This window comes from Thalassotalea euphylliae, from assembly GCF_003390335.1.
In the GTDB taxonomy this organism is placed as follows: Bacteria; Pseudomonadota; Gammaproteobacteria; order Enterobacterales; family Alteromonadaceae; genus Thalassotalea_F; species Thalassotalea_F euphylliae_B.
In genome coordinates, this window is record NZ_QUOU01000001.1 from 358,662 (window position 1) to 372,212 (window position 13,551).

Annotated in this window: 6 protein-coding genes; 2 read left to right on the forward strand and 4 right to left on the reverse strand. The window is 43.3% G+C overall.

What is annotated here, in order from left to right:
• Nucleotides 1-84 precede the first annotated feature (84 nt).
• On the forward strand, nt 85-1,269 hold the full coding sequence (gene tuf / locus DXX93_RS01555) for an elongation factor Tu (protein ID WP_116006486.1): 1,185 nt from the start codon (nt 85-87) through the stop codon (nt 1,267-1,269).
• Nucleotides 1,270-1,843: 574 nt separating this feature from the next.
• Here tuf and DXX93_RS01560 read toward each other — a convergent pair.
• The 3 genes from DXX93_RS01560 to DXX93_RS01570 all read right to left on the reverse strand — a co-directional run bounded on the left by DXX93_RS01560 (nt 1,844) and on the right by DXX93_RS01570 (nt 9,807).
• Entirely contained in the window at nt 1,844-7,462 is a 5,619-nt protein-coding gene (locus tag DXX93_RS01560; RefSeq protein WP_116006513.1) for a response regulator, read from the reverse strand.
• 7 nt (nt 7,463-7,469) lie between these two features.
• Nucleotides 7,470-8,507 carry a response regulator gene (locus DXX93_RS01565; RefSeq protein WP_116006514.1) on the reverse strand — a complete coding sequence of 346 codons (1,038 nt, stop codon included), beginning with the start codon at nt 8,505-8,507 and terminating at the stop codon, nt 7,470-7,472.
• A gap of 823 nt (nt 8,508-9,330) precedes the next feature.
• Nucleotides 9,331-9,807, reverse strand: a complete 477-nt coding sequence (locus tag DXX93_RS01570) for a Crp/Fnr family transcriptional regulator (protein ID WP_116006515.1) — start codon at nt 9,805-9,807, stop codon at nt 9,331-9,333.
• A 231-nt stretch (nt 9,808-10,038) separates the two neighbouring features.
• Between DXX93_RS01570 and DXX93_RS20740 the strand changes: the two genes are divergently transcribed.
• Nucleotides 10,039-10,194, forward strand: coding sequence for a hypothetical protein (locus DXX93_RS20740; RefSeq protein WP_181902109.1), 156 nt, complete (start codon nt 10,039-10,041; stop codon nt 10,192-10,194).
• Between the two features lie 1,052 nt (nt 10,195-11,246).
• Here DXX93_RS20740 and fusA read toward each other — a convergent pair.
• Nucleotides 11,247-13,331 (reverse strand): elongation factor G, encoded by a 2,085-nt coding sequence (fusA, locus tag DXX93_RS01580; RefSeq protein ID WP_116006517.1) that lies wholly within the window; start codon nt 13,329-13,331, stop codon nt 11,247-11,249.
• Between the last annotated feature and the right edge of the window lie 220 nt (nt 13,332-13,551).

Here is a 13,551-nt window from a genome sequence, read left to right on the forward strand (position 1 = left end):
AATCAGTGCCTTGCTGCTCAGTGGTCAACAGTCGCTAAGTGCTAAAAATTAAATTTAATTGGTAATCTTTAAGGTACATGTAAAATGGCTAAAGAAAAATTTGAACGTTCGAAACCGCACGTAAACGTTGGTACTATCGGCCACGTTGACCACGGTAAAACTACTTTAACAGCTGCTATCTCTGCAGTATTAACAAAAACTCACGGTGGTGAAGTAAAAGATTTCGCTCAAATCGATAACGCTCCAGAAGAGCGTGAGCGTGGTATTACAATCAATACTTCTCACATCGAGTACGACACAGAAACACGTCACTACGCACACGTAGACTGTCCAGGTCACGCCGATTACGTTAAAAACATGATCACTGGTGCTGCACAAATGGACGGCGCAATCTTAGTATGTGCTGCGACTGACGGTCCAATGCCACAAACTCGTGAGCACATCCTTCTTTCTCGCCAAGTAGGTGTACCTTACATCATCGTATTCATGAACAAATGTGACATGGTAGATGACGAAGAGTTACTTGAGTTAGTAGAAATGGAAATCCGTGAACTACTTTCTGAATACGACTTCCCAGGTGATGACTTACCAGTAGTAGCTGGTTCAGCATTAGGCGCACTTAACGGTGAAGCACAGTGGGAAGAGAAAGTATTAGAACTTGCTAACCACTTAGACACATACATTCCAGAGCCAGAGCGTGCAATCGACGGTGACTTCATTTTACCAATCGAAGACGTATTCTCAATCCAAGGCCGTGGTACTGTAGTAACAGGTCGTGTTGAGCGTGGTATCATCACAGTAGGTGACGACGTAGAAATCGTAGGTATCAAAGAAACTACAACTACTACTTGTACTGGTGTTGAAATGTTCCGTAAACTTCTTGACGAAGGTCGTGCGGGTGAGAACTGTGGTGTTCTTCTTCGTGGTACTAAGCGTGACGAAGTACAACGTGGTCAAGTACTATGTAAGCCTGGTTCAATCAACCCACACACTAAGTTCGAGTCAGAAGTATACGTATTGACTAAAGACGAAGGTGGCCGTCACACGCCATTCTTCAAAGGCTACCGTCCACAGTTCTACTTCCGTACAACTGACATCACTGGTGCTGTAGAGCTTCCAGAAGGTGTAGAAATGGTAATGCCTGGCGACAACTTGAAGTTTGTTGTTGAGCTAATCAACCCAATCGCGATGGACGAAGGTTTACGCTTCGCTATCCGTGAAGGTGGCCGCACAGTAGGTGCTGGTGTTGTATCTAAAATTATCGAGTAATATCGATATTTAGTTCACATCGAACACTTAAAAAGAGCACTTCGGTGCTCTTTTTTGCTTTTAAATTTCAGAAATAATTGATGAAAAAAGCAAGCAATAGTAGGTGCTGGTATTGTATCGCTATACCTAAAAGAAGCATCGAATAATATCGATAGATTCTAGAATACACGTTGAGAAAGGTCGCGAAAGCGGCCTTTTTTGCGTTTGGGATTTAGTAAATTTGTGCAGCAACAAAGCAGGTGATATTAGGTGCTGGTGTTGTATCGCTATCCCTAAGAAAAGCATCGACTAATTTGTCTGGAGCAAATTAGAACGCACAAAGTGCGGCTCCAGCGGGGTGAGGGCAGGGATAGCCCGAATACCAATCATCAATAGATGCTAGAATACACGTTAAGAAGGTCGCGAAAGCGGCCTTTTTTGCATTTATGAATTAGTAAAGCTGGATGCCATTAAATGCGTGTAAAAATAGGTACTGGTGTTGTGTCACAGAAACCTCAGCACCAGTGCATAAATCTGCTATTGCCCTTGCCATTTTATTAGCCGCCATTACAAAACTCTTTAACCGCAGCTCTTGCTAGCAAAGCTCCCCAACCTTTTGCTGTAGTTGGTAAGCATGCTCGGTCGCACTATCAAAGTCATACTCGTCCATCGCTTTTTGTATTTGGGTAAACGTATCACTTACCTCGTGGTTACTTAGCGCTGGTGTTAGTTTAGTTAATATTTCAGTGGCATTAATATCGTAGTCTTCCAATCGAGCAATCAAACCTGCTATTTGATCTTTCACTAGGCTAGTATCGACATCGCCGCCTTGCTGTTGCTCTGCGGGTACTAAGTGTTCTCGCACCGAGTCTATACTGGTGAGTACCAAGTCTAGTTCAGCTAGTAAGCGAGTTAATGCATCATCTAATGGCGCGGATTCTCGACATAGCTGCTCTAGCTCAGCCGCTTCTTGGTAGAGCTGGTACGCGCCGATGGTTCCGGCTATGCCTTTTAAGGTATGTGCCTCTCGAGCGGCACTATCGATATCTGACTGTGACAGTGCCTCATTAAAGATTGTCGCAAAGTCTTGGTAGCTGCTCAAAAACCGTAATAGTTGTTTTTTATAAAGCGATACACTGTTATTGGTGGCAGCTAAACCAGTATTGACATTAATACCGTCAAGCTGGTTAAAAGGCAGTGATTCGTCTTTGGCTGCTAGATCTACCTTGCTTATTTGGCTGGTGAGCTGAGGGCTTGCTGGTGTTATCCAACGCGCCAAGGTGTTGAACATTTGACCAACGTTAATTGGTTTACCAATATGTGCATTCATACCACATGCTTTGACTCGTTCAAGATCACTGGCCATTACGTTGGCCGTTAAGGCAATGATGGGCAGATCGGCAAATTCAGATAGCGCCCTGATCTCAGCTGTTGCTGTATATCCGTCCATAATCGGCATTTGACAATCCATCAAAACACCATCGAAGTATTGGCTTTTGACCAGATCGACCGCGATTTGCCCGTTGTCAGCAACGACGACTTCAATATCTGCATTGGCGAGCAATTCACAAGCGAGTTCTTGGTTCATTTTATTGTCTTCAACCAGTAACAACTTAGCGCCCGCTAATGATTCTTGTTTGGCGGGTGCCTTGTATACTAGTTGTTGCTTAGTGCTGTTTACTTGAGTGGCTGCGACTATCGCTTCATACAGGTTTGACGGCGTGATAGGTTTTGCAAGGCTGGCGCTAATACCAAACTGGTTAAAAGTCGTTTGTTGAGGCTCTTGGCCAAAACAGGTGAGCATAATGATCTTAGGTTGACGCGAAATAATATCGCTAGCACGGATCGCCGCGATGGTTTCCAAGCCATCCATGTCAGGCATTTGCCAATCCATCAGTACTAAATCGATAGGCTTTTTGTTATTTACGCTAGTCTGGTTGTGCAGGGTTAAATAATCCACCGCCAATACCCCTGTGGCAACTGTTGCATGGGCTAATTTAAGGCTAGCTAACTGGCCGCTGATAGTTGATCGGGCGCTGTCACTGTCATCGACTACTAGAATATTCAGTTCGCTAATATTGGTGGGAATAAATTCGCTTGCTTGTTGCGCTTGTACGCCGAGTTGTAAGGTAAAGAAAAAGTGACTACCGCAATTTTGCTCACTCTCAACCCAGATTTCGCCACCCATCAACGCAGTTAAGTCTTTACAAATGGCTAAGCCCAACCCGGTACCGCCATATTTTCGGGTAATAGAAGAGTCAGCCTGACTAAACGATTGAAATAGATTTTGTTGCTGCTCCGTGGTCATACCGATGCCATTATCGGAGATACAAAACTGTAATTGGCATTGCTCATCTGCAATCGATAAGGCAGAAACTTTAATAATGACTTCGCCGCCTTGATCACTAAACTTAATCGCATTACCGACTAAATTGAGCAGTATTTGCCCGATGCGCAAGGGGTCGCCTGTCAGCGCAGTGGGGGCATCCGGCGCGATATCAAAGTATAAATCAACGGCTTTTTCAGCCGCTTTAAAGCCAATCACATTGATCAGGTTATTTAATACATCGTCTAAATAAAAATTTATTTTTTCTATCTCAAGGCGGCCGGCTTCAATTTTAGAAAAGTCTAGAATGTCGTTAATGATACCAAGCAAGGAGTTGGCACTTTGATGGACTTTATCAATGTAGTTCTGTTGCTTGCTAGTTAACTCTGTTTGCAGCGCTAAGTGACTCATACCAATAATGGCATTCATCGGTGTTCTGATCTCATGCGACATATTTGATAAAAAGTCAGATTTTGCCTGAGCAGTACTTTCGGCATTATTTTTTGCTTCCGTTAAAGCCGCTTCCATGACTTTTACGTCACTAATATCGATGTGAACGCCAAAGACCTTAAAGCTACTGGAATCATGCTTATTCGGCATGGCTTTACCAGTACTCAATATCCATTTCCAGTCACCCTCAGCGGTTTTCATTCTTAATTCATGGCGAAAATCTGCATTGGTCAGTAAATGATTATTCAGTTTATTGAGGCCGGGCTTTAAGTCGTCTGGGTGCACTAAATATTGCAGCTGATTAACATGAGCGCCATATTCAGCTACTAAGTTGTCGCGCTCATGACCTATCATAGTGGCCCAAACATCATTGGTGATCATCTCGCCTGTGTCTGGTTGCCACTCCCAGGTGCCAACGTTGGCCGCCTGCATGGCCATATCCATGCGTTCTTCAGCTTTGGCGAGCTCTTGAAAAGAAAGCATGTTAGAGACTGCCACCGCTGCAAAGCTGGAGACAATACGCAAGATATTAATTTGTGAAGGATCAAAGGCTTGTGTTTCATCACTTTGTACGGTCAGTACACCAACAAGGGTATTACCTGACATCAGCGGCTGACAAACAACCGTTTGGGTATTTTCACCATTTAGGCTATCTCTAGGAGCCATATCAAAATTGCGCCACTCGCTATCAGTGCTGGCGATAAATTCTCTTTGATGGTGAATCGTCCAGGAAATCGGTTTATTCGGCTTGGCTGCATCTAAGGTGATATGGTGGCGGCGCCTCCCTCTGATTAAGGAGAAGATCAGTTCGACGCGCTTGGTTTCTGGCCGATAGAGGCCTAAAGCAAAGGTTTGGGCATGCAGGCTAGAGTCGAGGCGTTTAAATAGGAGTTTGCCTAATTCGTCCATATCTGTGGTTGAGGCAATATCTTTACCGACATCCCCTAAAACAAAGATGTCATTGGCTTTACGGTCAACTTGTTTAGATAAGTATTCTTCCGTTCTTTTGTGCTCTCTAAGGCGATTAACATAGATGCCAAGCACGAGTAAGAGGATAAGTAGTGGCGCTAAGGTTTTAAACCATAAGGTTTGGTACCAGGCTGGCACAACCTCTATTGTTAGCTGCTGTGCAACAGGGTTCCAAATGCCGTGCTTATTGCTGCCTATTACCTCAAACACATAAGTGTCTGGCTCCATTCTGGCGTATGAAACACTTTGCTCTTGGCTAATTCCCGTCCATTCATCAAGATAACCGGTTAAGCGGGTACGATACTGATTATCTTCACTGGCGCGGTAATCTAATGACGCAAAGGTAATGGTTAACTGCTTGTAATGATGGGGTAACTTGAGCGTACTTGGAATAGGAAAGACATTTACGCCGTCCACTTCTACACGGGTAATGGCTAATGGGGCGACGAATTCATCGGTTTGTATCTTACTAGGGTCAAAACCCGTTAATCCGTCAATACTGCCAAAATAAACATGACCATTGGAGGCTAATGCCGCTGAGCGCGGTAAAAAGTTATTGCTATGTAAGCCATCATTAATGGTATAGAAGTGAAAGGCCTTAGTGTCAGGGTTTAAGCGATAGATACCTTTTGCTGTGGCTAGCCATAGGATGCCTTGTTGATCGGCAACAATAGAAAATACGGCAAAGCCAACATCTTCAATATCTAAGCTGATATGTTCAATTAGGCCAGTGTCGAGTGAAAGTTTATCTAGGCCGCGATTAGTGGCAACCCACAAGGTATTTTTATCTGTTTGTAGCGCTGAGTTGACGATAAAGTCACTGAGCGCACTGGGCTGGGAATTGGGGCTGTAGTTTTTAGTCTCGCCTGAGTTAGGGTCTATCCAAAACAAACCTTCGCCATTCGTGCCAACCCAAGCATGTCCTTGGCTGTCGACAAAGGTAAATTCAGCATCGACATCTTGTAAAAAGTATTGCAGTTGGTCAGTTGCTGGGTTCCAACGGACAACATTGCGATCTTTTACCTGATCGAGCCATAGCCAGCCTTGTTGATCATAATCGAGCAATTCTAGTGTGTTGCTATTTTCGCCCGCCCAAGCTAATTCAACCTCAACTGGGCTTGTGGCCGATTCTGCCAGATAAAAAATACCAAAGTTAGTGCCTAGGTATAGTCCTCCGATATTGTCATACTTTAAGGTATTGACTCTGAGTCTTAAAAGGCTGTCCAAGCTTGCTTGCGGCAGGTTGGGAATAAAGGCCCCCTTGCCATCAAAGTGGACAATGCTTCTGCCTGTGCCAAGCCATAGTGCGCCATCGGGCTTTGGCGCGATAGAATGCACTTGAGAAAATAATCCTGCTAGCATTTGCTCCGGTAGAAAGTTAGTCCAACCATCAAAATTGGGCGGTTGTAGGTGAATTTTTTTGACCCCAGAATAGCGTGTGGCTGCCCACAGTAGCTCGTTGTCATCGACCATAACCTGGCGAATATCACGATTATGTAGTAATGCCCAATCACCTTTGCTAGATGCAGGTTCAAATTGATTCGAGAGGATATTAAAGCGATAAATTCCGGCAAATGTCGCCAGTAATAAAGCATCTTGATAGGGGGTGATTTTAGTTATACTAGGAATAGCCCCACTGGGAAAGGCAAAAGCCTCGTAGCGGTTTGAGGAGGGGTAGAAACGACCAAAACTTTTTCTGGTCGCCAGCCAAATCTGCCCTTTGCCATTAATATAAAGCGCTCGTACCTCAGGGTGATCTAAGCCTTGCGGGCCAGTGCCAAATTTTTTAAAGGCCGGGCTGTCACCTAATTTTTTGTATAGCCCGTCTGAGGTACCGACCCAGATATTACTGTCGGCGTCTTCTTGAATGCTCCATACTCGGTTGTGGCCCAAGCTTGCGGGGTTATCAGGATCATTCGTAAAACGGGTAAAGTGACCTGCCTTACTATCAAATAAGTTTAGGCCACCGCCATTGGTGCCAAACCAGATAGCGCCTGATTTACTCTCATGAATTGCCTGAATCTTATCGGAAGCGATAGAGGAGGGCACTAACGGATCATGGCGAAAGTGCACAAAATCTTGGCTAGCGGGTTGGTATAAGTTAATGCCTCCGCCCCACGTGCCGACCCAAAGCCTGTCTTGGCGATCGGTGAGCATGACACTGATATTGTTATTGGACAGAGAGCTCGGCTGCTGGCGCTGATGTTTAAATGAGGTATAACCATAGCCATCAAACCTTTTTACCCCGTCCGCAGTGCCAAACCAGATAAACCCTTGAGCGTCTTTGACAACATCATACACTTGTGGGTTTGTTAAACCATCGCGCAATGACAAACTTTGTATTTTTTGCTCCGCAGCAAGCGGTAAGCTTGTTAGACAAGCGAGCAGGCAAAACGCCAAAGTTAACACGGAAAATTTAAAGTAATCAGGAGAATTTTTCACTGCGGTTAGGGCGCTTAGTTTGGTCATTTGGTTACTACTCCGCTGCTTGATCTTTAAATTGTTGTTGTACTGCTCTTATTTGTTCTAAGCAATTGAAAAACAAAGGTACTAGTGTGGGATCAAAATGTTTGCCCGCCTCTTCTTGTAACAAGCCAAGGGCGCGCTCTTCACTCCAAGCTTGCTTGTACGGACGTTCACAGGTGAGGGCGTCAAATACATCTGCGATGGCAATGATTCTGGCAGAAAGCGGAATTTGCTCGCCTTTTAAGCCGTTCGGGTAACCAGAGCCATCCCATCTTTCATGGTGAGCAATGGCAATTTCACGTGCCATTTTCAGTACCGGCACGTCGCTGTTGCCAATGATATTTGCGCCGTACTCAGCGTGTTTCTCCATAATTTCCCGCTCAGCGAGATCGAGTTTACCTGGTTTGAGCAAGACGGCATCCGGAATACCGATCTTGCCAATGTCATGCATAGGTGCCGCTTGGTATAGCAATTCGACCCAGTCATGCGCTAAGTCCAACTGTTGTGCCAAAAACTTAGCGAAGTAGCTCATGCGAATAACATGCATACCAGTTTCATTGTCTTTAAACTCAGCCGCTTTACCAAGTCGGCGGATGACTTCTATGTGGGCGATTTGCAGCTCTTGGGTACGTTGTTCAACGATGGATTCAAGATGGCGGGCGCGATCATAAAGGGCGAGTTGGGTTTTAACTCTGGCCATTACTCGAGGCGGACTAATGGGTTTTGTGAGGTAATCGACAGCACCTAAGTCAAAGCCAATTTGTTCATCTTGAATTTCACTTTTAGCGGTAACAAAAATAATGGGAATATTGGCGGTGCTAATATCGGCTTTGAGCTGGCGGCAAACCTCGTAGCCGTCCATATCGGGCATCATCACATCCAACAGGATCAAATCGGGCTTTTCAGGTTGTGCAGCAATTTTTAAGGCTACCTTGCCGTTCATTGCCACTTTAACTTTGAAGTGAGGCGTTAATATTGAGCCTAATACTTCAATATTACCTGGTGTATCATCTACTACCAGTATGGTTTTGGGATCTTCTGGCAACATACGTTTCTTCCTTTGGTACAAAAGGATGCTCTGACATCCTACTTCTCCATCAACAGAGTGGCTGCGCGGTAATAAGTACGCTAGCGCTTTATCTACGATACCAGGCGAGTCTTTTTTTCCAGAGAGACAATGCTAAGAGGTGGCCTGATTAAGCTGCTATCCTACTGATTAATATTATCAATTTCAGGTTTGATTAGATAGTAAACAGTTTCGTTTGTCTGATAAAGGTCAAAGAAATAAAGATAACGACTAGATACGACTAAAAGTCCGATCACTTGGGTACGCTTAGTCCGTGCATTCAATATGTGCAGGGAGCGATAAATAAAGAGTATCTATATTCTCGTAATATAGCGTTAAATGAGTATGCTCTAGGCTAATGCCTCTGTTGATAGGGAAACCCCAGTGATGCACTATAGTGCTAGCTGTGCTTTTTACTTTGCTCACTTAGCTTATTTAGCGCGATAGCCGCAGATTTTATACCAGCTAGGCTTAGCGTGAATGCCAATAAACACTAGAAAGAGGACAGCGTTATTTCTCAGGCTGAGCCTTACTGCAATCTAAGCTATATCTTTGGTAGTAAAGGTAATGTTTCGGATGTTGTCGAGGTTTACTGCGGCAATTTTTAAGGTGTTACTGGTTACGCGAAAAAGTGGCAAGCCAACCTGAACTACCAACCAGCAACATTAGCTGAGCAGGTGGTAGCAACAGAACGCAGCTTGTTATGGCGCCATGGCAAAAGCTCATTTTTGGCAGCACTAATAACGGTATTTCACCGCGATTCCATAGTTATCTCCAGTTTATCAATTTGCTATTAGAGCTAGAGCTAGAGCTGAGGTGAATATTTGCTGTGAAAGTCTTGAATTTGACCGCTCAGGTAAACAATGCGCTCAGCCATTCCTTCGATAACCGCATCTTTGAATTTGTCTTTTAATACAACGGGTAAGCCGTGCAAAGTATCTTGATCCATACACAGCACAATCACTTCATTTAGCGCTCTAGCAGTGGCGCTTTTGGGCCTTTTTTTGATAAAGCTACCCTCACCAATAAATTGCCCGGCTTTGATAACCCCAAGGGCTTGAGTGCCGCCTTGTTTTAATATCTCTACTTCACCTGAAAGCACAATATAAAAATGGCTGTTATGATCCAACTCTGATTGCACAAATTGATTGGGCTTGCAGTTATAAACTTTACTTTTTTGAAGTAACAACTCGCGTTGTTCAATGGTAAAGCCTTTAAAGAAATTAATGCGGCCAATAATCTCAAGCAGTTTTAATCTAGATATTTTATTTAACGGTAACATGTGAGCTAAACCATCGATTTGATACAGGTAATTTTGCCGAGCAAAATAGATTAGTCAATGGCTATCTTATTCTCACAATATGACTGATTAATTATTTCCCTTGCATTGGTTAACGAGAAAAGACAAATATTTGTCTGAAAGCTAGACACTGTTAGCGTTGATGCGTTGCTGCTAGGACATGCAGATGGGTAATCCAGTTGTTGATTTATTTGAATCCATAGGAAATAATTAATGTCTTCTCCATTTAACCTGATCTATTCTGCGGGCTCTGCTGCGGCAGGCGTTTTTCTAGAAAAGCATAAAGCCAACAAAGTTTATCGTGAAATTCATCCTGTCTTAATTAATACGATTAAGCAACGTGGACGTAATTCACCTGATGCCAAATGATTGCTTAATGTTTTAGGTGGTTTGCCGAGTATAGGTTTGCGTCAACGGAATTTTAAAAGGCGATATGTTTTGAATGAAAATGGTTGGAGGGAACTTCCAAACGATCCTGAACAATTACCTTATGGTTTTTGGCACTAGCGGGGGGAGCTATGGGTAAAACTATATGGAAGTTCATCGCAGTACTGTTTTTGCTAATTTTTACACATGATGTGTATGACTTTAGTAAGCTCTTTTATTTAGACTTATTAGACACGCCGAATTGGCTCAACATAGGTAATTTATTAGCAGGGGCAATATTGCTAATTTCTTTGGTGAGTTATGCATTCAATCTAAGATTGGTATCTGCCCACGCCTGTTACTTTGCTATCTTGGTAAATGTCTTATTCTTGGTTGCAACGCACTATTATGAGTTTAGTTTGGGCGGGTATGACAAGAGCGAAATGATATTAGTAGTCATTCTTAACTTGTTTATATTGCTACTGGTATCAAGTGCAATTTGGCAGCACGCCAAAGAGTTGAAGCTAGAGGATACAACTAAATAGCGACTTAATGGTTGCTGATTAATCAGCTGGTTTTTTTAAGATAAAAGACTAAATTCCTACTCTTTCTGTACCGCTACTAGACATAAAAAGCCTCGACTTTCACTAAGAAAAGGCGAAGCTTTTAAAGCTAGTTTAGAAAACTAAATTACTTAGCGTCTTTACGTGCTTTAGCTTCAGCAATAACTTCTTCAGCTACTTTTTATGGCGCTGCTTGAGTTATAGACTGGCTGAATTCCAACTTCCTTTGAACAATCAGCAGATACAAAAAAGCCTCGACTTTCAATAAGAAAAGGCGAAGCTTTTAAAGCTAGTTTAGAAAACTAAATTACTTAGCTTCTTTTCTTGTATCAACCGCTTTAACTTCAGTGATAACTTCTTTAACAACTTTTATGGTGCTGGCTGAATTCCAATTGTCTTTGAAAAATCAACAGATATAAAAAAGCCCCGACTTTCGCTAAGAAAAGGCGAGGCTTTTAAAAGCTAGTTTAGAAAACTAAATAACTCTTTTAATTACTTAGCTTCGTTACGTGCTTTAACTTCAGCGATAACTTCTTCAGCAACGTTCTGTGGTGCTGCTGCGTAGTGGCTGAATTCCATAGAGAATTGACCACGACCTGAAGTGATTGTACGTAAGTGACCGATGTAACCAAACATTTCTGATAATGGAACGTCTGCTTTAATGCGAACGCCAGTAGTACCAGCTTCTTGGTCTTTGATCATACCGCGACGACGGTTAAGGTCACCAATTACGTCACCAACGTTGTCTTCTGGCGTGAACACGTCAACTTTCATGATTGGCTCAAGAAGTTGTGCACCAGCTTTTGGAATTGATTGACGGAAAGCGCCTTTCGCTGCGATTTCGAACGCTACTGCTGACGAGTCAACTGCGTGGAAACCACCGTCGAATAATTCGATCTCAACGTCTAATACTGGGAAGCCAGCTAGAACACCTTGATCCATCATTCCTTTAAAGCCTTTCTCGATTGCAGGGAAGAATTCCTTAGGAACGTTACCACCTACAACGGTAGACTTAAATGTGAAGCCTGAGTTTGGCTCACCTGGCTTGATGCGGTAGTCGATCTTACCGAACTGACCAGAACCACCAGATTGTTTCTTATGCGTGTATGAATCTTCAATCGCTTGTGTGATCGTTTCACGGTACGCTACTTGTGGCTTACCAACTTCTAGTTCAACACCGTAAGTACGCTTAAGGATGTCAACTTTGATGTCTAAGTGAAGTTCACCCATACCTTTAAGGATGGTTTCACCTGAATCTTCGTCAGTTTCAACTTGGAACGTTGGATCTTCTGCAACCATCTTACCGATCGCGATACCCATCTTCTCAGCACCACCTTTCTCTTTTGGAGAAACAGCGATTGAGATTACTGGCTCTGGGAATACCATCGCTTCAAGCGTACAAGGCTGTTTCACATCACATAATGTGTGACCTGTTTGAACGTTCTTCATACCTACGATAGCAAGAATGTCACCCGCTTGTGCTTCAGTAAGCTCAGTACGGTCTTCCGCTTGCATCTCAACCATACGACCGATACGCTCTGTTTTACCAGTGAACGAGTTAAGTACTGTGTCACCTTTCTTGATGCGACCAGAATATACACGTACGAACGTAAGTGCACCGAAACGGTCATCCATAATTTTGAATGCTAAGGCACGGAACGGCTCTTCAGCGTCAACAATAGCGTGTTCACCAGTAGGCTCACCTTCTTCGTCAGTAAGTGGCTGAGGTGGAACTTCAGTTGGTGACGGTAAGTAGTCAACAACAGCGTCAAGAAGCAATTGCATACCTTTGTTCTTGAACGCAGAACCACAGTATGTAGGGAAGAACAATAACTCGTTTGTACCTTTACGGATACAGGCTTTGATTTGCTCTTCAGAAGGCTCAACACCTTCCATGTATTCCATTAATAAGTCATCGTCTGCTTCTAGTGCAGTTTCGATTAACATTTCACGGTACTCAGCAGCTTGGTCTACCATGTCTGCTGGAATGTCTTGAACTTCGTAGTTTTCTGGTTGACCTGAATCATCCCATACGTAAGCTTTTTGGCTTAATACGTCAACAACACCAACGAAGTTATCTTCTTCACCAATTGGTAAAGTCATCACTAGTGGGTTAGCGCCAAGTACGTTTTTCACTTGGTCTTTAACGCGGAAGAAGTTTGCACCTAAACGGTCTAACTTGTTAACGAAGATCAAACGAGCAACTTTTGACTCGTTCGCGTAACGCCAGTTAGTTTCTGATTGCGGCTCAACACCACCAGAACCACAGAATACACCAATACCACCATCAAGCACTTTAAGAGAACGGTAAACTTCAACTGTGAAGTCAACGTGACCCGGGGTGTCGATTACGTTAAAACGGTGCTTTTTCCACTCACAAGTTACAGCAGCAGACTGGATAGTAATACCACGCTCAGCTTCTTGCTCCATGAAGTCAGTAGTAGATTCACCATCGTGAACTTCACCGATCTTGTGGATCATACCTGTAAGTTTCAAAATTCGTTCAGTTGTTGTGGTTTTACCAGCATCAACGTGAGCGAAAATACCAATATTTCTGTATTTTGATAAATCTGCCATTTTCTTGCTCTGCTTGTACCTAATTAAAATCAATTAGGGGTTAGTGATTAAAAACCGCGCGAGTATACCAGAACTTAACGAAAACCAACATAGAAAAAGTTGAAATTAATCGTTTCGTCACTAATGCCCAGCTAATTAAGAGATCACCAACTCAGCATGAAATCAAAATGATTGCATCATTTTGATTTCATGCTAATCTGATAATTAAATTTGTCTGCGA